The following is a 20721-nucleotide window of genomic DNA, read 5'->3' on the forward strand; positions in this document are numbered from 1 at the left end:
ATTTATTTTTATTTTATACTTTTGTATTTTTTTTAAAGAACGATCTATAAAGATGTAACTTATATTCTTGTTCATTAAAAATTACCGCATTTGGAGTATCTAGAATATTATCAAAATTTTTTTTGGGAATTCTCCAATCGCCATAATTTTCACTTAAATAACGATCATATTCTTTAAAACCAAAATATTCTTTACCTAAAAAATCATACTTAATTAAATCAAAAGTTGAGTTATACCATTTAACAGCAGATCCTAAATGATAATGCTTGCAACCATCTTTATAGTGAATAAAAATATCAATCAATATACCATTGATATGTTTAAGCTTAATCCCACCTTTCCATTTTGGATCATGAATATAGAAAGTACCATATTGTTCTAAAGCTATTTTTAATTCATTGCTAAAATCTTCTTCCCAAACCCCAACATCAATATCATAATCATTTGATATAAAATTCTTTTCCCTAATACAACCTAAAAAAGTACCACTGGCTAAAAAAAACTTTATATTTAATGAATTAAAAACACTAGATAAATCTTCCAAAGCTATCAAGGCATCATATTTTGAAAAGTATTTTTTTTTAGTATTTTTTAAAGAAAATTTTTCATGTAGCTTTAATGAATTTTTTAGATAATGTTCAGCTATATCATAAGCTTCAATGCTAGCTGCAGCACTAGATATATATTTTTGAATTTCAATCTTTGTGCTAATATTTCTTTTTTTTTCTATGTATTTTAAATACAATTTTTCCATATTTTTAAGTTCTATTTTAGTATTAACCAACTTGCTCATTAACATCCATATTTTTAAACGATTAGATTCTTGTTGAATTTTTTCTAATTCATATAAAGCTTTGGTTTTATCGCCCAATAAATATAATAATTGTATTTTAAGTAATTTACCATCTATATTTAAAGGATATTTTTCTAAAAATAAATCAATATAATTCAAAGCTTTTTTATACTCAGCGTAAAAAAAATAAAATTCAGCCTGATAATAAAAAACCGTCTTCATGTTTACTTTGGATAAATAACTGCACAATTTTAAAAAAATAAAATGTCTACTTTTTTTCTGCATTAAATATATCAAAATCATATGCAACAGAATTAAATACAAATACCCCTTTTTGCTTTCACGAAAGCTTTTGCGAAATATACCTTTTAAATTCATAATTTAATTCTCTCAATAATTTCTGTCGTTGAAATACTTGGGGTTCTTTCAAAATAAATTACATCACAAATATCATTAAAACAATCAAATTTACCTTTCCAATCATCTCCCATAACTAAAATATTTGCTTGGTATTTTAAAAGATAATCTCTTTTTAATTCCAATGCTTCTTCTAAAAATACACAAGACACGCATTTTAATGAAGATATTATATTTAATCTCTCTTGCTCGCTGTATATAGGATAACGATGCTTTTTAGCAAAATTTAAAGAATCTGATGATACACCAACAATTAATTTATCTCCAAGAGATGCGGCTCTTTCTAGAATCCTTAAATGACCATAATGAAACAAATCAAAAGTACCAAAAGTTATTACATTTTTCACTATACCCTCCCTATAGCATAAAGTTGAATAATCCCTACAACTTTTTCTTCTTTTTCTACTATAATTTCTTTGATTTTATGTTTTAACATGATCTCTTCTGCTTCACTTGCCATAGCATCAGCATCGACTACTTTAGGATTTGTACTCATGATTTCTTTAGCTCTAAAATCAAATCTTGGTTTATCGCTTGTCTTTAAAGCACGACGCAAATCCCCATCAGTGATGATACCCACTAATTTTTCATTCTCAAGTACCACACAAAGCCCTAGCTTTCCACTAGTCATCACATCAACAAGATCGTTAAATTCAGTATCAGGATGCACTATAGGAAGGTTACTTGAAACCATAAGATCTTTTACCTTGGTTAAAAGCCTACGTCCCAAACTTCCCCCTGGATGAAAAAGAGCAAAATCATCAGGCTTGAAATTTCTTACCTTCATCAAAGCAGCAGCTAAAGCATCCCCCATAACCAAAGTTGCGGTTGTCGAAGACATAGGAGCAAGCTGCAAAGGACAAGCTTCCTTTTTCACAGCTATATTTAAAAATATATCGCTTTGCTTTACAAGGGTGGAATTTTTTTTACCACACATTACTATAAGTGGAATTTTACGCTTTTTTATAGCTGGAATGATTTTTAAAATTTCTTCAGTTTCTCCTGAATTTGAAATAGCAATTAAAACATCTTCAGGAGTTAGCATTCCAAGATCTCCATGCAAAGCCTCTCCTGGATGGATGAAAAAGCTTGGCGTTCCTGTACTTGCTAAAGTAGCTGCTATCTTAGCACCTATATGACCCGATTTGCCCATTCCACTGACTATGCAACGCCCTTTGGTATTTAGCATCAAATTCACAGCTTGATTAAAATTTTCATCTAAATTTTTAGCCAAATCCAAAATAGCTTGTGCTTCTTTTTCAAAGACTTCTTTGGCTATTTCAAGAGTATTCATTTTTAAACCTTAAAGATTAAGCACAACATTGGTTGCAATAGCAATTTGATAAAGAATTTGAGTTAACATTGAAAAAATTTGCAAATTCTCACTATCTACTTTTGGCAATACCAACACAGAATCGCCTGGTTTCATATCTATACCACTATGATATTTTTCAGCTTTTCCATTGCTTCGTATCACCAAAACTTTTGAAGTATCCGCTCTTTCTCCATAACCTCCTGCAAGATTGATATAATATCTTAAATCTTTGCCCTTATCATACACAAAAGCTCCAGGTAAAGAAACCTCACCTTGAACTATGATGAGATTATTCTTACTTGGTACATTAATAGTATCACCATCTTCTAAAATAACCGAATTATAAGACTTTGGATTATCAATGACAATTTGACCCTTAGGCTCTACTTGCTTAGCTCTTTGGATAAATTCTAAAATCGTTTTTGCTTGTTGAGCTCTTATAGCTGCACCTTGAGCTGTAACAGAACCACTAGTTAAAGCTAGAGTTTCAAGCTCTTTAAGCTGAGCATTGATAAGTTCTTTTTGAGTTCTAGCTACACTTTTTCTAAACACTTGTAAAGCTTGCATGTTTGATTGTGGATTAGCTTTAATTAATTTAGAAATATCTTCTAAAGTCGTTCCTTTACCCACAACTAAAGTTTTTAAACCATTATGCTCGCCATTTACACTTATAGTTATATTTTCAGAAACATACTCAGGGTGAAATTCTACCTCATCTCCCGTTCTAAGTAAAACTTTTGAAAATTGCATTTTATTATAAGCACTGACATCAAGTTTATGATCTTCACCATAACTTTTTACGATAGCATTAGTCACGATAGGTTTAGCACCTGATACTCTAGCTAAGTCAGCTAAAGTTTTAATATCATTTGAAAGTTCAAAACGAAAAGGTCTTTGCACATCACCGTTAACAAAAGCGTAATTTTGAACATTTCCTACTAAAATAACATCTCCACTTCTAAAAGGAAAAAGATCCATTTGCCCCTTTAGTAAAAAATCATATAAATCAATATTTTTTATCACGCTGTTATTACGCAAAATTTGAATATCTCTAAAACTTCCATATTCTAAATTTATACCCCCTGCTTTATCAAGATACTGGATCACTGAATCCGAACTAAGTCCTTGATAAAGTCCTGGAGCATTAACGCTTCCTGTTACAAAAACACTGACATTTTGATAAGCATTCATATCTGCATAAACAAAAACATTGCTTTTATAGATTTTATTAACACGTGCTTTTATAACACTTACAAGGGCGCTATTTTTCACACCTAGTAAATTTACAGCTCCTACTTTAGGGATAAAAATATTTCCTTGAGAATCCACCACTAAAACTTGCGAAAACTCAACAGCTCCCCAAATTTTAAGACTGATTTGATCACCAACTGCGATCTTATAATCTGGGTTATAAACTCTTTGATTGTAATTTTTAAAATTTCCATTAAAAAGATGAGCGCCAAATACTAAAATTTGATGAATTTTTGTAAGATTATTTTCTTTATTTGCTATATCATAATTTGAGCTTAAATTTTGATCTATGCTAGTTGTAGTAGAACCTTGATCCTCTGCTGAAATGATTTGTGAAACATCCACAGCTCCAAAACATAAAATACAACTAAAAAGTAAAATTAATATTTTTTTCATTTTAATACTTATGCTCCTCTATTATCATTTTAATAAATTTAACAATCCCAAAAATCAAAGATAATACAATAAACGCTGTTAAAATATCATAAATTCTTTCAGGATATTTTGCGCTTTCTGGAATATCTGGACTTTGAATGATGACAAGTTGTTTTATTTTTCTTAATGCTTCTATTCTAGCACTTTCATAAGCTTTTAAAGCTGCTTCATAAGCTTTTTGCGCAAAAGTACCTTCTATAGTTAGATCTTGAAATTTAGCAGCCAAATCATTAAGCTTTTGAGAAGAATTGTTAGCTGAAATTTTAGATTTTTCCCTTAAAAGCTGCTTTTTAATCGCTTCAATTTCTGCTTTAAGTGCTACTACTTCAGGTGCCGCATCATTCATATAGCTTTGTAAAGTTAAAAGTTTAGCTTCTTTTTGAGCTAAATTAGTCTCAATTTGCGCAACCAAACTTGCTTTAGCTTCAGCTTGTTTCAAGGGATCAAAAACCCCATATTTATTTTGAAAAGCAATCAAATCATTTTGTGCTTTTTGATATCGTTCTTTGTATTTTTGTACTTCATTTTCAGCAAAAGCCATTTGTTCTCTAGCTGCTTTATGAGAGATTTCGTTGATAAACTTTTCGCTTTCTTGCATAATAGTTTGAGCAATCAAATGAGCTGATTTAGGTGTAAAACCTTCTACTTCTACCTGCAAAAGCTTAGTAGTTTCATCCGTATGTACCTTAACTCTTGCTTGGTAATATTTAAGATAAGATTCTATCGAACTTGAATCCCAAATTTTAAAAGGCAAATCTATATGTTGTTCTTGATAAAGACTTTTAAGTTTAATTTTCTCATCCAAAATTTTTAACATATCACTTGATTCTATATAACCTTTTAGATAATTTAAATCTTCGCTTGCTGTAGAAGTACTACCAAGCAAAGACAAAATTCCACTTGTTTGAGCACTTTCTCCACTTGTTGATCTAACATCTAAAATCATCGTGCTTACATATCTTGGTGCTGCAATCAATGTATAATAAATCACAACAAAAATCATTATAAACCAAACAATTTTAAAAGAATCAAATATACTTAAATCTTTGATTTTTTCTAATAAAGTTTTATTTTCTTCCATTAAGCTTTTCCTTGATATACAGCTATTCCTTCATCTACATCATCATAAACCGTAATTTGTCCATTTTTCATATAAATTATTTTATCACACCATTCTTTAATTTCAGCTACATTATGAGATACCATAATCACCTTTGATTTGCTTAATCTTTCTCTATATAATTTCACGCTTTTTTCCCTAAAAGCAGGATCTCCAACAGCTCCAGCCTCATCGATTAAATAATAATCAAAATCAAAAGCCATACTAAGTCCAAAAGCTATCCTAGCACTCATTCCCGAAGAATAAGTCTTCATAGGCTCATCAAAAAATTTTCCTATTTCAGCAAAATCTTCCACAAATTTTACTTTTTCTTGAAGTTCTTTACCCTTATATCCATACACCCTAGCTACAAATTTAGCATTATCTCTGGCAGTTAAAGAACCTTGAAAAGCTCCATTTAAACCCAAAGGCCAAGATAATTTTTTATTAGTAATTATCTTGCCACTATCAGGAAGCTCTGCTCCGCTTAAAAGTCTCATGAGAGTGGACTTGCCTGCGCCATTATATCCCATTAAACCTATGCTACAATTTTCAGGAAATTCAAAAGTAAAATTTTTAAAAACATAATGCCTTCCACCACTAAATAAAGGATAAGATTTAGTTAGATTAATTAGCTTTATCATTCTTTTTTTGCCGCCGTTAGAGCTTGTCTATTATAGTAGTAAATAAAAAGCCCTATAAATAAAACAAGTAAAATCCAAAATATAGCATAAAAATAACTATATTCATCTTGCAAAGGATAATTTTCAAAAAAATTAAATCTTAAAAGCTCCATTATGTGAAGCAAAGGATTGTAATAAAATATATCAAGTAAAGGACGAGGAGTTAACCAAGTGGGAAATATAATCCCAGAACTCCAATAAAATACTATACTAAAATAAGCTAATAAAGTTCTTAAAGGTTCTACAAAGTGCCAAACAATAGCAAAACAAATCCCTAAAGCAAAAGCTGAGCATATGAGTAAAAAAATACAAAATAAAACTCCAAGTAAATGAACAGGAAATACATCGAGTCTAAAGAACCACCCTGCAAAAAAAAGCACAGTGATAAAAATCACAAAATAAATACAAAATTCAAGCAAAGTTCTAGCAATAAATACATGTATAGGTTTTACAGGTTTATAGGCAAACAAAGATAAATTTGCCCCTATTCCATTCATAAGCTGAGTTACTATACTTCTAAACATAAAAAAAGGCATAATGCCTGAAATCAAAAACATAAAAATAGAAATTCCTTCAGGCATAACTTGATGATGATATTCCCTAATAACAGTTCCTATAATAGTCACCAAAAGCACAACACTCATAGGCTCTCCAACTACCCATATATATCCAAGATACCTATTTTTTCCAAATCTAGTTTTTAACTCTCTAAAAAATAAAGCGTGAATTACATTTAACATTTATTTTCTATACCTAACAATTTACATAAACTATAATCATAACTCATTTTTTTAAATAAAATCATAAAAATTTATTTTTTACAAAATTCAAGCTTTTTACTAAGTCCTAAAGCATTGTTAGTAAATTTAAGCCAAAAAAGCTCTAAAGCATAAATTTTTGCACTTTTATCAAGCTTAGCAAAGGGAAATTTAGAAAAATAAATTTTCATTTGTTCCTTGTTTGCGATTTTAAACTCGGCCTTAGCTTGCACACCTTTTAAAAAAGCTATTTTATTTTCTTTAGCTATATTAAGTGCTATACTTGAATTTTCACTGGCTAATCTTATATGCTTAGTATCTTCATGAGAAGCGATAATAAAAGCTAAATTCTTTTCATCAAAAGCATAAAAAGCACTAGCCGTATAAACACCTTTTTCATCAATCATAGCCCAAGATAAAAGCTGCTCATTTTTTATAAATTCTAAAATTCTTTCATCCATATTATAAAAATTATACTAAAATATTTTTAAAAATAACCGATTTTTGATTTAAACTATAAATATAAGGGGAAGAAATGCAAATTGATGCTAGTAAAAACCAAAGTTTTTCGATGGATTATACAACAAAAAGTGGCAAACACTTAGCCTTATCTATGTATGACAATCAAAGCATAAGTTATGCAAATAATGAAGAAGGTAAAACTCTTAATCTTAAGCGTCAGTATGGTTTTAGCTTTACTTTTGAAGGCTCTAAACTCACACAAAATGATCTTGATGAGATTAAAAATGCTATGAAAGAAGTTGAACCTATGATCAAAGATTTTTTAGCAAATTCTAAAGTTGGAGAGTTAAAGCCAAAGGAAATTATCGAATCAGCTATGCAAATGGCAAATGTTCTACCAACTCCAAATGATAAAAACCATCAAAATGCTATTATGAATAATTTTACAAATAAACTCAGTGATTTGCTAAAACAAAATCAAACAAATGATAAAGATATCAATACTTCTATGCTTGAAGATAGCAAAAAACTTCTTGATGAAGTTTTAGAACAAATGAAAAAACAACTTGAAAAACAACAAGAAAAAGCCAAGGAAAATCAAGATAAGACAGATGATAGTTTAAATCTTTACGCTTAAATCATATAATATTAAAAATTATCAAGGAGTTTTAAATGACAAATATCGAAATTTTAGAAAATATGCTCAAACTCCAACAAAAACTCAACGATGAAACAAACGGCTTAAATTGGGAAAATGGCTACACCAAAGAAGGAAAACTGATCAGTTGGAGACGCTGTATTTATATGGAATGTGCAGAACTTATAGACTCTTTTGCATGGAAACATTGGAAAAACATTTCAAATCCGACAAATTGGGAAAATGTGCGTATAGAGATTGTCGATATTTGGCATTTTATTTTAAGTCTTTTACTTGAAGAGTATCGCGATAAAAACAATAAAGATTTCAAAGCTATAGCCACAGAAGTTAATGCTGTAAGCGTGTTTCAAGATTTTTGCAAAGAAGAAGAATACCCTAATGAGGGTGATATTTATGGCATTTTAAATGATATAGAGCTTATTATCCATAAATGCAGTGGTTTTGGATTTAATCTTGGAGAATTACTTTCAACCTATTTTACTCTAGCTATTAAATGTGGGCTAAATCTTGAAATTCTTTATAAGACCTACATAGGTAAAAATGTTTTAAATATTTTTAGACAAAACAATGGTTACAAAGATGGTAGCTATAAAAAAACTTGGAATGGCAAAGAAGACAATGAAGTTTTAGCTCAAATTTTAGAACAAGAGCTTGATTTTGATACTATTTATAAAAAACTAGAAGAATGCTACAAAAAGGCATAATTTGGATATTTTAAAACTTGCAATCAAAGATTTTTTAAGTCTTAAATTTTTAAAATTTGCCTTAATTCCTTTGATTTTTAGCCTTATACTGATGCTTTTTTTAGGAGTACTTGGCTTTTCGGCCTTGCTTGATTATTTTAATTCTTTATTTAGCGTTGGAGAAGATTCGTTTTGGGCGTGGTTTTATGCTCTTCATTTTGTACAAATTTTAATCACCATCATAAGTTTTTTATTTTCAGGTTTTATTGTTGTTTTTGCTTCGGTTTTTTTAGCCCTTTTTATCACTTCTTTTCTTACTCCTTTTATCGCTAAAGAAATCAACCAAAAATATTACCATTATGATAATACAAACGAAGTTTCAACCTTAAAAACTATCTTTGAAATTTTTAAAATATTTATAAAATTTATAGGGATTTTATTGCTTTGCACCTTGGCTTTATTTTTACCTTTTATAAATATTTTTGTATATTATCTTGCTTTTTATTATCTCTTTCACAAACTTTTAATGATTGATGTTACAAGCACGATTTTAGACAAAGAAAGTTTTAAAAATTTTCATTCTGATTTTTCGCCTTTAGAGTTTAAATTTAGCACTCTTTGTTTTTATCTACTCTCATCAGTACCACTTTTAGGACTTTTTTTGCAAGTATTTTTTGTGATTTTTCTCACACATTTAAGCTATCAAAGAATTTTAAAACTAAAAGCTAAGGCTTGAAATATCGATTTTGTGATTGTATAAATAAGCTCTTAAAAGTCTTGGAATTTTAGCTATTCTACACTCTTCTTTGAAATTTTTAGGTAATTTTTGACAAGTTTCATACTCAAAAACAATAGCTTGTTCGTTTTTATATGCAAGTGCTATTTTACCACCTAAAACACAATCACCCTTTAAAAGCTCTTTTCTTTGTGCCGTGCTTAAAAGCAAACCTTTCATTTTCACCGCTCTAGCAATCAAGCTTTCATTTTTAGGGCAAATAAGAAGTCCTTGAATTTCTTTGATATTTTCAAAATCATAAAGTTTTTTCCTGTCTTCATCAAGATAAGAAAAACTTCTTTTTAAACCCTGATGAAATTCACTCACAAAGGCATTAGAGAAATTTTTTCTTATATAATTTCTAAAATATTTTTCATTTTCATTACTTTCATCATGGAAATAAAAAATATCTTTTTCTTTTAAAAAAGATGAAATTTCATCTTTACTTATAAAGAGTAAAGGGCGTAAAAGTGTATAATTTTGGCGTTTTTCACACTCTTGCATACCTAAAATTTCAGCCAAACCTGCTCCTCGTGAAAGTTGCATCAAAAACCATTCAAATTGATCGTTTAAATGATGGGCTAAGATAAGATGATCATAATCTTGCTCAAGACAAATTTTTTCAAAAAAATCATAGCGAAAATCTCTGGCTTTTTTTTCAAAATTACTTTGAAATTTAGGAGCGTGTTTTATGAAAATTTTTTTATGAAATTTTAAAGCAAGTTCTTTGGCTTTTAACTCTTCTAAATCACTATTTTTTCTTGTTTTGTAATTTATCATCACAAGATCAAAGTCGATCTTTTCTTGCATTAAAAGATAAAAAAGCGCACTAGAATCACTTCCATAAGAAAAAGCGAGTAAATTTTTACCCTTTTTTAAAAGGGCTAAAATTTCATCTTTAATTTGCATCTACTTTTCTTAAAGCCTTAGCAAGGAGCTTTTTATCAAGGTTTTGTAAAATTTCACATTCATAAATTTGCCCCATTTCTAAATTTCCACATTCGCTTTCATTGATAAGAATTTCCCCATCAATCTCTCTATCCCATCTTAAATCTTTAGCTGCGATGAAAAACTCTCCCTCACTACTTTCTCCTGTGCAAACTACTAAACGCTTTTGCCCTACTTCTTTTTCAAAACTTTTTTCTATCACTTCATTAACAATTTTTTCTATGATTTTAAGCCTTTTATTGATCACTTTAAAAGACACTTGCTCCATATCAAAAGCGGCTGTATCTTCTTCCTTAGAATACGCAAAAACACTCACTCTATCAAAACCAAAGTCTTTAACAAACTCACAAAGCTCTTCAAAATCTGCCTCACTTTCACCTGGATGCCCTACGATAAAGCCCGTGCGTAAAAAGCTATTTGGCGCACTTTTCATTAAATTTAGCATTTCTTTAAGTCTTGTGCTATTTGCCCCACGCTTCATGATTTTAAGCATATTATCACTTATGTGCTGTAAAGGCATATCAAAATAATTTACAAAAATTTCAGAAGCTATAATGCGTTTGATCAAAGCTTCACTCGCACTCGTAGGATAAAGATATAAAATTCTAGCCGCTCTTATGCCTTTGATTTTTTCCACCTCACCGATTAAGCGTATAAGCCCATCTTTTTCACCCTTATCAAACAAATAAGAACTCGTATCTTGTGCAATAAAAGAAAAGTCCTTATAACCTCTAGCTACCAAATCTTTAAGCTCAGCTATAATGCTACTTATCTCGCGAGATTTTAACTTGCCTTTAAAACTTGGGATAGCACAAAAAGAGCATTTTTGATTACAACCTTCAGCGATTTTTATAAAAGCATGGGAATTTGAACCTGTGATAATACGTTTGAAATTTTCACTCTGTAAATAAGTCGAATTTGAAAATAAATTTGTTTTTTTAAGTATCATTTCATCGATTCTTTCATAATCACCCACACCTGTGAAAAGATCAACCTCAGGAAGTTCTTTCATAAGTTCTTCGCGGTAACGCTGCATCAAACAACCCGTAACCACCAAAAGAGAATCTTTTTTTCTTTGTTCGTGCAAATCCAAAATCGCATTAATACTTTCTTTTTTTGCACTATCGATAAAACCACAAGTATTTACGATTATAACATCAGCTTTGCTTGGTTCATCGCAAAGTTCATAAGCACTAAGGCGCCCTAGCATGATCTCACTATCGACTAAATTTTTATTACAACCTAAAGACATAAGATAAAGTTTTGACATTTTTCTCGCTTTTTTAAATTTTTTGATAAAATAATTCCTTAAAATCATATCAAAATAATAATTAGGAAAAATTTATGAATGAAAAAAATGTAGTTTTATTAGGTGAAAGTCATTTCGCATTTAAAAATGGGGTAACTCAAGGAATTCTAGATACCGGATTTAAGTGTTTTAATCTATCTTTAGGCGGAACTCCAAGTTTACAAAATTTATATGAGTTAATCAGAAATAAAAAACTTTTAGAAAATGCGGATTTAATTATTACAGGATCAAATACTCATGATATTGCACAATATAATTCTATCGATTTATTTCCAAAAAGCTATCAAGTGATGAATTGGCTTTACAAAGAATTATATTTTTTAAAGAAAAAAATTATTTGTTTTATTGCTCCAACACCTCAAAAATGGTTGAATAAAAACTGTGTAAAATATGTAAATACACTCCATATAAAATTAGCAATTAAATACGGATTTAATGTAATTAATGTAAATAAAAAACATTTAGAATCTTCATATAGCTTAATACAAAGAGATGAAGCTCATGATTTTGATTTTATAATGAGAGAACTTGGGAGAAATATAGCAAATAATATTGAAAATTTTTCTTTTCCAAAAAAAATAAATATTATAAATGATAATCCACAATTTTATTTTTATCCAATTGAAAAAGCAATAAATTTAAATTTCACTAATTTCAAATTCAAACAAAGTTGGTTATGCAGTGAAAAAGTTTATTGCATAAAAAGTAAAGAAGTTATTAGTTTTAATAAAAATACTTTTAATCTAAATTTATTAGGAATTCATCTTTGGAATGATTCAGGTATTTGTGAAATTCAAATTAAAAATCCAAAAGATCAAATTTTCAATCGAAGTTTAGATTATAACTTCTCATACTTTTTTGACACATACAATAGACAATTTAAAATCACTAATGATACTAAAATTTTAAATAATGGGGTAAACAATATTAATCTCATCTCCTTCTTCCTAGCTTCCCCTGAAGGTAATTACCATACAGAAGAAATAGATCTTGAAGCTTTAGCTAATGAAAACATAGAAATACCAAAAGAATATAATTTTAATCATTTAATTCCTCCTATAGAATTATATAAAGAAATTATAGATGAGTATTGTTCTATAATGGATCCAGTTAAATTAGCTCCTTTGCAAAAACAAATCAAAGAAAAAGATAATATCATCTCTACTTTAAATCAAGAAAAAACAACCCTACAAAATGAACTTAATTCTTTTCCTATTAAAAAACAACGTTTAGAATTAGCTAATCTAGAACAAGATTTGATTATTAAAAAATTAGAAAGTAAAAAACTTGCTAAATCTTTGGGTATAAAAATGAGCATAATAAATCCTAAAATTACTTTTATTCAAGCTAATTCAGCTAAAGCTCGTATTCAAAACCATCTGTCCTATAAACTAGGACAAGCTTTAATCGCTAATTCAAAAAGTATATTAGGATATATAAGAATACCTTATGTATTATCTTATATAAAAGACAAACATAAATTTGAACAAAAAGCCTATGAAGAAAAAATAAAAGAAAATCCAAATTTAGCTTTACCTCCTTTAGAAACTTATCCTGACTATAATGAAGCTTTAAAAGAAAAAGAATGTTTTACTTATAAACTAGGCGAAGCTTTAATGCAGGCTAATAAAAATTGGTATGGGGGGGGGGTATATCAAATTTATATTCAAAGATGTGCCTAGGTTGAAGAGGGAGTTTGGGAAGAAGGGGTGAAATAAAAATTTCAAATCTTCGCAAAACAGTAAGAAATCGTAATAATAGATTTTTTAATGTAAAATTTGCTAAAATAATATCTTAAAAATGAAGAAAGAAAATTTTTATGGATAATTACGAATTTAGCGAACTTTTAAAAACTTTAAAAAACAAAGTCGGCAACATAGCCTCCATCATCAAGCCTGAAAATATCCAAACAAGGCTTAAAGAAATCGAAGAGCTTGAAAATTCTCCTTCTTTTTGGAGTGATGTTAAACAAGCAGGAGTCATAGGTAAAGAAAAAACTAAAATCACCAATCTACTTAAAAACTATGAAAATGCTTTTAATGCTCTAAATGACGCAAGCGAACTTTTCGATCTGGCCAATAGCGAAAACGATACAGAAACACTTGAAGCTTTATTTAATGACGCACCAAAACTTGAAGATACCATCACAAGTCTTGAAATTTCCATGCTTTTAAGCGGGGAAAATGATGGTAAAAATGCCATTGTTTCCATTCACCCAGGTGCAGGTGGAACGGAAAGTAATGACTGGGCAAGCATACTTTATAGAATGTATTTAAGATTTTGTGAAAGAGAAGGTTTTAAAGTCGAAACTTTAGACTTTCAAGAAGGCGAAGAAGCAGGACTTAAAGATGTGAGCTTTTTAGTTAAAGGAGAAAATGCTTATGGTTATTTAAAAGCTGAAAATGGTATCCATCGTTTGGTAAGAACTTCTCCTTTTGATAGTGCAGGACGCCGTCATACAAGCTTTTCAAGTGTTATGGTAAGCCCTGAACTTGATGATGATATAGAAATTGAAATCGAAGAAAAAGACATAAGAATAGATTATTACAGAGCAAGCGGTGCAGGTGGACAACATGTCAATAAAACAGAATCGGCTGTGAGAATCACGCATTTTCCAACCGGCATAGTCGTACAATGCCAAAATGACAGAAGTCAGCACAAAAACAAAGCCACCGCTTTTAAAATGCTAAAATCTCGCCTTTATGAACTTGAACTCATGAAACAACAAGATAGTGCTAATACTGGAGAAAAAAGCGAGATAGGTTGGGGGTATCAAATCCGTTCTTATGTGCTTTTCCCTTATCAGCAAGTCAAAGACAATCGCAGCGGAGAAGCTTTTTCTCAAGTGGATAATATCCTTGATGGGGATATCAAAAAAATGATAGAAGGCGTTTTAATTTCCTTAAAAGCGGAGTAACAGGCTTAAAAATAAGTAATTTCTGCAAAATGTCGGTATAAAAAAATTAGAAAGATAGCGGGATTTTCCCGCTTGTTTTATTATCTTGCATAAAACCTAAGAGCATCATTCACAGAATAATAAACTCTTTTCTTAAAATCTTTATCGCAATAAACACTCACAACTTTATAGTCTTTTTATCGTTTGGATTTAATAAGAAAACATAGCTTGAATATGGAGTTTTATCTATTTCTAAATCACGCTTCATTTCTTTAATTTTGCCTTCTGGATTGTTAATATCACTAATTGTTCTGACTGAAGTATAATCATAAAGTTTATAATTTGGATATTTTTTCATAATCTCTTGATTACCTAAATCAAACATAGCTTGATCGTTGCCATTGTTTTTTTACTCGACTAAATCGCCATCGCCACAATCTACAATCAAAGTCATAGCTCCTAAAGCCAAAGCACTTGTTAAAATCTTTTTCATTATTTTTGCTCCTAGTTTTAAAATTAAATTAATATAACTATACCTAAATTTAAAATTTAAATATCATTTTTGCAATAAATTCTAAAGTAAAAATCACGTAAAAATTTAACTCATAATTATTTCACTCAAACAAATTTTTATGCAAAATTTCTTCTAAAACCACAGTAGCATAAGAGCCTTTTTGCAAGAAAAACTCTATACAAAAATGAGCTTTTTCTTCATCATAACGCCATTTTAACTCTTCTAAATATCCCCACATAAAGCGTCTTGAACCTTGCATTTTAGCCTTAAACTCCAAAGTATCTTTAAAAATTTCATTTTCTAAATTTAAGGCCAAACCTTCTCCTGTTTCATAAGCCTTAGCACCGATTAAAAGCCCCATGGCGCTTATATCTCTTGCCTTAAAACGCCTAAGCTCAGCACTTAAATCCTCGCATAAAAAACACTTTCCAAAAGGATAATGCCCTAAAACCTCACCTTTTAAAAGCTTAAAAAATTGTTCTTGTTTTTTAAGTTCCTTAGCTTCTTCTTTAGAAATTTTATAAATTTGGATCAATTCTTTTTCGCTAAAATCATTTGCAAAATGCGATAACTCCACTCTTTTACTCAAATAGCGATTAAAAAGCTCACTTTGAAAAGCTGAAATTAAAAACTCTTTCATTTTTACATTTTTCATTTTTTTGCCACGCAAAATTTCAAGCCCTTCTTTATAATTATCCCCAAATTTTCCAAAACGCTGATAACCAAAATAATTCGTAAAACCTTGCTTATCCAAATTCATCAAAGCTTGTTCTAGTTTTAAAGCATCGCTTGGTAAAACTTTTTTTAAGCGTATGAAAAAAGTATTTCCTTTTAAATGCCCTATTCTTAGCTTGTTTTCATGGGTAAAAATTTCTAAAATTTTAAGTTTAGGATGAGAAAAATTTGACAAAAAACTCTCAAATTTTTTAGGCATAGAAAGGTATTGAAAGGTTGATCCTTGCTTATCTTTAAGCCCTGCATAACCAAAATCTCTTATTTTAACCCCGCTTGTTTCGCTTAAAATTTTTAAAGCTTCATTTGTGGTTAAATCTTTTTTATTGATATGCAAAATAAGATGTTCACCCTTACCGCTAAATTCATACAAAGGCCTTTCACGCACTACAAAATCATCGCTATTTTTACTAAAATACGCATTAATAGGACTGTGTTTTAAACTATACAAAGGCTTAAAAATGGTGTTCTCTTCCTCTAAATTCATATTTTCCTTTCACTGCTTTTCCAAAGATATTTAATTTCACGCCGTGTTTTTTGGCTATTGTTTTTATATTTTGACGCTCTTTTTCATCAAAAGCAAACAAAATTTCATATTCTTCTCCGCTATAAAGCGTATAATCATCGAGTTTTTTAAACCAAGAAATACCGCATTTATTTAAGGCTAAAAGTCTTGATAAATCCTTGCTTAAACCATCTGAAATATCCATAGCACAAGAAATTAAAGGTGCGATTTCATAAAAAAAACTAGCTCTTAATTTTGGCTTTATAAATACATGGTTTGGTTTTAAAGTGCCCCCATTTTGTAAAATTTCAAGCCCTTTTAAACTTCGTCCTAATTTTCCCGTATAAGCAAGTAAATGCCCCTTTTTTAAACCTTTTCTAAAAACAGCTTTATCGTTAATCTTTGAAATGATAGTAAGACTAATGTCTATTTTATCATTGCTTATAGTATCACCGCCTATGATTTTTATATTAAATTTCCTAGCTGTTTTTAAAAAACCTTTTTGCAAGGCTTTGATCTCATTTTCGCTTAAATTTTTTGGTAAAGCAAGTCCTAAAAGTGCGTATTTTGGTACAGCATTCATTGAAATAGCATCTGAGATATTAACAAGCATTGCTTTTGTAGCAATTTGCTCTAAGCTAAACCACTCTCTTTTAAAATGCACATTTTCAAAAAACAAATCCTTACTAAAACACCAATCATCAATAATAGCTCCATCATCGCCATTTTTTTCATTTAAAAAAGCTTTGATAATAAAATCTTCTTTGTTCATAATGCGTGATTTTATAAAATTTCCTTTTAAATTCTAGTGAATTTTAGAAAAATTTTATATAATATAAAAATATTTAAGGAAAAACCATGAAAAAATTAGAATTAAGAATTTTTAGATTTGATAAAACCAAGGATTATGAGGCTTATTATAAACCTTATATTTATGATAATTATGAAAATTTTGCAAGTTTTTATGATCTGCTTTTGCAAGTTCAAGATGATGATATTTATTTTGATTTTGATAAAGATGAAGATACTTACATAGTTGTAAATAAGCAAATCATACCACTTTTTACACCTTTAGAAAAAATAGCAAAAGAATTTGATTTTAGTCTTTGTATCGAGCCTTTAAGCACAAAAAGAGCCATTAAAGATCTTATCATCGATAAAAATGATTTTTTAGACAAATACAAATATCTTGAAAAATTTGGTGATGAAGAGGATAAAAAACTTTATGCAAAATATGATTATTTATATTATGCAAGTGAAATTTTAGACTATCTTCCTGAATATATGGGCGATGGAGTGTTTTATTTGGCTTCAAAAATGATAGAAAAATATCCTGAAAAAAAGATAGAAATTTTAAAAACTCTAGCAGATAAAGAAAAGGGTATTTTTTATCATCTTGAAAGCAAAAATGAAATTTTAGAAACAACGATCAAAAACCTACAAAATGAAATTTTAAATTTAGGGCTTTTTGATAAAAATATTTTACACTTTGATTTACCTAAAACCAATGCTTTTGATAATGAGATCAAAGAACTTAAAGAAATTAAACATAATTTTAAAGATTTCAATATAGCTTTTTATGGTTTTAATGCTTGCGATACTTTAAAATCCAAACTTAAGGCTAAATTTATTTCCTATGAAAACAGTATAAAAAATAATGGCTTTAGCTTGCTTAATCTAAATCCTACGCTAAGCTATAAAATAGCCGCAGATATTATTTTGGACGCTTATGATAGCGGGGCTGATTTTATGGTAGTAAAAGAAGAAAAAGATTTTTATCTTTTTGATACTTGTGCTAAAAAACTTATGCAAACAAGTGGAAGGGAATTTGAAGACTTTTATATTTTAAGCCGTTTTGAGTTTTTAGCCCTTATCCAAGGCATACAAGCTCCATCATTAAAAAATCACACTTTAAAGGTTAATTTGATATGAAAATCTCTTTAGAATGCAAAGATCTCATCATAGAAAAAACTTTAGAACTTTTTTTAAAAGATCATTTGGTAATGAAAAAAAATTGTGATTTCATCATTAGCGATGAAAAAATTTATACCGCAAAACCCTTATTTATCATCTCTAAAAACTCTCCATTTTTAAGCATACCATTTAGCAAAGAAGCCTTGTTTGAGTCTTTAAATGAATTTGATAATACCTTAAAAGCAGCAGCTTTGCAACTTGCACTTGAACAAAAAAGACTGCTTGAAGAAAAAATTGACGCTATTGCTTTGGAATTTAAAAAAGATTATGAAAATAAAATCGATCTTGCCATAAAAGATCTTAAAAACAAACTCGTAAAAGCACTTAATGATGAATGATGAATTTATAAGCGTTAAAGACTTTTTTAATCACAATGAAAAAAGAAAAAAATTTCTTCAAAAACAAGAAATTAAACCTCCTAAAGAAAAAACAAAAAAAACTAAAGAAACAAAGCTTTATACAAATATAGAAAGTGGTAAATACAAAGGGAAAAAACTACTTTTACCTAGTCTTACAACAACAAGAAGTACTAAAAGCATAGTCAAAAGTTGTGTTTTTAATGTAATAAGAGAAGATTTAAGAAGTAAAATTTTCATTGAAGCCTTTGGAGGAAGTGCTTTAATGGCGGCTGAAGCACTAAGTAATCATGCTTTAAAAGCTTATGCTATAGAACTTGATGCAAAAGCTTATAAAATTGCTTTAGAAAATGCTAAAAATATAGATCCAAATTTAGAAGTGATCCATGCAAATACTTTTGAAATTTTACCTAAACTCATAGAAAATTCAAAAAATGAAATCATCTTATATCTTGACCCACCTTTTGATACCAGAGAAGGTTTTAGCGATATTTATGAAAAAATTTACCATTTTTTAGAAAATTTAGATTTAAAGACTTTAAATTTAATCATTTTTGAACACCACTCAACCATAAAAACTCCCGAAAAAATCCAAAATTTTCAAAAAGTCAAAGAAAAGAAATTTGGATCAACTAGCTTAAGCTTTTACGCTTATTAACTTACTTGGAACACTTCTTGCTTGATCTATCATCAACAATAGATTAAAGGAAGAATCCATGAGAGTTTTAACGATATTTTTACTCTTTATGACAAGCATTTTTGCAGTGCAAATCAAGGATGTAGCAAACACTGTAGGTGTAAGAGATAACCAACTTATAGGTTATGGACTTGTTGTAGGGCTTAATGGAAGCGGCGATGGAACAAGCTCTAAATTTACACTACAATCCATCTCAAACCTTTTGCAAGGTATGAATATCAAAGTAGATCCTAACGATATCAAATCAAAAAATACCGCAGCTGTTATGGTTACAGCCAAACTTCCAGCCTTTGCAAAAAGCGGAGATAAACTTGATATTACCGTTTCATCTATGGGTGATGCAAAATCTTTACAAGGCGGAACACTTTTACTGACTGCACTTCGTGGGATTGATGGTGAAATTTATGCCATAGCACAAGGCTCTATCTCAACAGGAGGTTTAACACCTAGACCAGGAGGAGCAGGTTCTCACTCAACTGCTGCAACTGTAATGGGCGGAGCTAATGTAGAAAGAGAAATTCCACAAAATTTTAGCCAAAACAATGATCTAACCTTAAGTTTAAAAGTAGCGGATTTTAAAACCGCAAACGATATAGAAAGAGTTTTAAATACTGTCTTTGGCGAAGAAGTAGCTAAAGCCATCGACTCTCGCACAGTAAAACTCAAAAAACCTGAAGATCTTTCAAATGTTGATTTTATGGCAAGAGTTTTAGAACAAGATATAGCTTATAAACCACAAAGCAAAGTTATCATCGATGAAAGAACAGGAACAGTGATTGCTGGAGTTGATGTAGAGGTAGAACCTGTTTTAATCACTCATAAAGATATCACTATAAAAATAGATCCAAACAATAACGCAGTAGCTAATCAAAATGAAATCGATATGAAAGATGGTGGTTTTGTAGATCCAAGTTCAAATACCTTAAGAATCAACAATGCAAAAAGCACAGTTGCAAATATAGCTAGAATGCTTAACAAACTTGGAGCAACCCCAAATGACATTATTGCTATTATGGAAAATTTAAAGCGCGCAGGTGCAATTAACGCGGATTTGGAGATCATCTAATGAAAGTGGATAATTTTTTAAATACTTATAGTATGAATAGCGCTTTACTTGATCGTGCAGCCAAAGCAAGAAGTTTAGAATCAAGCATCAAAATAAATGACAATGATATAGTTACAAAGAGCAAAGAAGATAAAGCCTTAAAAGAACAAACCAATGCTTTTGAGGCATTTTTTTTAAAGCAAGTTTTAGACGTATCTTTAAAAAGTCAAAATTCACTCTTTGGAAAAGATGCCAGCGATGAAATATACTCTTCCATGTATAATGATACCATGAGTAAAGCTTTAAGTGGAGGTATGGGTTTTTCAAAATTATTATACGATTTTTTAAAAGAAAGGGGTTAAGTTTTTTAAATTTAGGTCGATATGGTTTGTAGAGGATTATAACTAAGATCAAGG

General features: G+C 29.6%; 22 protein-coding genes and 1 pseudogene. 10 read left to right on the plus strand and 13 right to left on the minus strand.

Going from position 1 to position 20721, the window contains the following annotated elements; genetic code table 11:
- Positions 1-13: 13 nt before the first annotated feature.
- The 8 genes from FBF20_RS07360 to FBF20_RS07395 all read right to left on the minus strand — a co-directional run bounded on the left by FBF20_RS07360 (position 14) and on the right by FBF20_RS07395 (position 7212).
- On the minus strand, positions 14-952 hold the full coding sequence (locus tag FBF20_RS07360) for a LicD family protein (protein ID WP_224168547.1): 939 nt from the start codon (positions 950-952) through the stop codon (positions 14-16).
- Positions 953-1167: 215 nt separating this feature from the next.
- Positions 1168-1557, minus strand: coding sequence for an adenylyltransferase/cytidyltransferase family protein (locus FBF20_RS07365; protein ID WP_002874993.1), 390 nt, complete (start codon positions 1555-1557; stop codon positions 1168-1170).
- On the minus strand, positions 1557-2504 hold the full coding sequence (locus FBF20_RS07370; RefSeq protein ID WP_002874992.1) for a KpsF/GutQ family sugar-phosphate isomerase: 948 nt from the start codon (positions 2502-2504) through the stop codon (positions 1557-1559). Before FBF20_RS07370 ends, FBF20_RS07365 begins: the two co-directional genes overlap by 1 nt.
- A gap of 9 nt (positions 2505-2513) precedes the next feature.
- Entirely contained in the window at positions 2514-4172 is a 1659-nt protein-coding gene (locus FBF20_RS07375) for a polysaccharide biosynthesis/export family protein (protein WP_002781121.1), read from the minus strand.
- A 1-nt stretch (position 4173) separates the two neighbouring features.
- Positions 4174-5292, minus strand: coding sequence for a capsule polysaccharide transporter (locus FBF20_RS07380; protein ID WP_002874991.1), 1119 nt, complete (start codon positions 5290-5292; stop codon positions 4174-4176).
- Positions 5292-5954, minus strand: a complete 663-nt coding sequence (locus FBF20_RS07385; RefSeq protein WP_002781126.1) for an ABC transporter ATP-binding protein — start codon at positions 5952-5954, stop codon at positions 5292-5294. The genes FBF20_RS07380 and FBF20_RS07385 overlap by 1 nt, the downstream gene beginning before the upstream one ends.
- On the minus strand, positions 5951-6733 hold the full coding sequence (gene kpsM, locus FBF20_RS07390) for a capsule polysaccharide transporter KpsM (protein WP_002871866.1): 783 nt from the start codon (positions 6731-6733) through the stop codon (positions 5951-5953). Before kpsM ends, FBF20_RS07385 begins: the two co-directional genes overlap by 4 nt.
- Before the next feature lie 71 nt (positions 6734-6804).
- Positions 6805-7212 (minus strand): hypothetical protein, encoded by a 408-nt coding sequence (locus FBF20_RS07395; RefSeq protein ID WP_002818956.1) that lies wholly within the window; start codon positions 7210-7212, stop codon positions 6805-6807.
- 74 nt (positions 7213-7286) lie between these two features.
- Between FBF20_RS07395 and ciaI the strand changes: the two genes are divergently transcribed.
- From ciaI to FBF20_RS07410, 3 genes are read left to right on the plus strand one after another with little or no spacing between them, the layout of a single operon-like run.
- Positions 7287-7850 (plus strand): intracellular survival protein CiaI, encoded by a 564-nt coding sequence (gene ciaI / locus FBF20_RS07400; protein ID WP_002867263.1) that lies wholly within the window; start codon positions 7287-7289, stop codon positions 7848-7850.
- A gap of 35 nt (positions 7851-7885) precedes the next feature.
- The gene (gene dut / locus FBF20_RS07405; protein ID WP_002876056.1) at positions 7886-8575 is read left to right on the plus strand and encodes a dUTPase; all 690 of its coding nucleotides are present in this window, start codon (positions 7886-7888) and stop codon (positions 8573-8575) included.
- A gap of 1 nt (position 8576) precedes the next feature.
- Positions 8577-9290: an EI24 domain-containing protein gene (locus tag FBF20_RS07410; RefSeq protein WP_002819467.1), complete on the plus strand. Its 714-nt coding sequence runs from the start codon at positions 8577-8579 to the stop codon at positions 9288-9290.
- Here FBF20_RS07410 and tilS read toward each other — a convergent pair.
- Entirely contained in the window at positions 9273-10238 is a 966-nt protein-coding gene (gene tilS, locus FBF20_RS07415; protein WP_002867260.1) for a tRNA lysidine(34) synthetase TilS, read from the minus strand. The genes FBF20_RS07410 and tilS overlap by 18 nt on opposite strands.
- Positions 10228-11547: a 30S ribosomal protein S12 methylthiotransferase RimO gene (rimO, locus tag FBF20_RS07420; protein WP_002904227.1), complete on the minus strand. Its 1320-nt coding sequence runs from the start codon at positions 11545-11547 to the stop codon at positions 10228-10230. The genes tilS and rimO overlap by 11 nt, the downstream gene beginning before the upstream one ends.
- Positions 11548-11621: 74 nt before the next feature.
- Between rimO and FBF20_RS09020 the strand changes: the two genes are divergently transcribed.
- Together FBF20_RS09020 and prfB are read left to right on the plus strand one after the other, a co-directional pair.
- The gene (locus FBF20_RS09020) at positions 11622-13268 is read left to right on the plus strand and encodes an alpha-2,3-sialyltransferase (protein WP_052821006.1); all 1647 of its coding nucleotides are present in this window, start codon (positions 11622-11624) and stop codon (positions 13266-13268) included.
- A 137-nt stretch (positions 13269-13405) separates the two neighbouring features.
- On the plus strand, positions 13406-14503 hold the full coding sequence (gene prfB / locus FBF20_RS07435; protein WP_002890491.1) for a peptide chain release factor 2: 1098 nt from the start codon (positions 13406-13408) through the stop codon (positions 14501-14503).
- A 157-nt stretch (positions 14504-14660) separates the two neighbouring features.
- Here prfB and FBF20_RS07440 read toward each other — a convergent pair.
- From FBF20_RS07440 to FBF20_RS07450, 3 genes and pseudogenes are all read right to left on the minus strand, one after another.
- Positions 14661-14975 (minus strand): annotated as a pseudogene (locus FBF20_RS07440) (hypothetical protein).
- A gap of 121 nt (positions 14976-15096) precedes the next feature.
- Positions 15097-16215, minus strand: coding sequence for a tRNA pseudouridine(13) synthase TruD (gene truD, locus FBF20_RS07445; RefSeq protein ID WP_002890496.1), 1119 nt, complete (start codon positions 16213-16215; stop codon positions 15097-15099).
- Positions 16184-17005 carry a thiamine-phosphate kinase gene (locus FBF20_RS07450; protein ID WP_002867254.1) on the minus strand — a complete coding sequence of 274 codons (822 nt, stop codon included), beginning with the start codon at positions 17003-17005 and terminating at the stop codon, positions 16184-16186. Before FBF20_RS07450 ends, truD begins: the two co-directional genes overlap by 32 nt.
- A gap of 86 nt (positions 17006-17091) precedes the next feature.
- Here FBF20_RS07450 and FBF20_RS07455 point away from each other — a divergent pair, with 86 nt between their 5' ends.
- Genes FBF20_RS07455 through FBF20_RS07475 form a run of 5 tightly spaced genes read left to right on the plus strand, consistent with a single transcriptional unit; the run spans position 17092 to position 20667 of the window.
- Positions 17092-18165 (plus strand): DUF5644 domain-containing protein, encoded by a 1074-nt coding sequence (locus FBF20_RS07455; RefSeq protein WP_002904232.1) that lies wholly within the window; start codon positions 17092-17094, stop codon positions 18163-18165.
- Positions 18162-18545: a hypothetical protein gene (locus FBF20_RS07460; protein WP_002899071.1), complete on the plus strand. Its 384-nt coding sequence runs from the start codon at positions 18162-18164 to the stop codon at positions 18543-18545. The genes FBF20_RS07455 and FBF20_RS07460 overlap by 4 nt, the downstream gene beginning before the upstream one ends.
- Positions 18538-19221 carry a 16S rRNA (guanine(966)-N(2))-methyltransferase RsmD gene (gene rsmD, locus FBF20_RS07465; RefSeq protein ID WP_002899073.1) on the plus strand — a complete coding sequence of 228 codons (684 nt, stop codon included), beginning with the start codon at positions 18538-18540 and terminating at the stop codon, positions 19219-19221. The genes FBF20_RS07460 and rsmD overlap by 8 nt, the downstream gene beginning before the upstream one ends.
- A 58-nt stretch (positions 19222-19279) precedes the next feature.
- Positions 19280-20326, plus strand: a complete 1047-nt coding sequence (locus FBF20_RS07470) for a flagellar basal body P-ring protein FlgI (protein WP_002826014.1) — start codon at positions 19280-19282, stop codon at positions 20324-20326.
- Complete coding sequence (locus FBF20_RS07475) at positions 20326-20667, plus strand: hypothetical protein (RefSeq protein WP_002851191.1); 342 nt, start codon at positions 20326-20328, stop codon at positions 20665-20667. Before FBF20_RS07470 ends, FBF20_RS07475 begins: the two co-directional genes overlap by 1 nt.
- Positions 20668-20721 lie beyond the last annotated feature (54 nt).

The sequence above is a fragment of the Campylobacter sp. CFSAN093259 genome (assembly GCF_012889985.1).
In the GTDB taxonomy this organism is placed as follows: domain Bacteria; phylum Campylobacterota; class Campylobacteria; order Campylobacterales; family Campylobacteraceae; genus Campylobacter_D; species Campylobacter_D jejuni.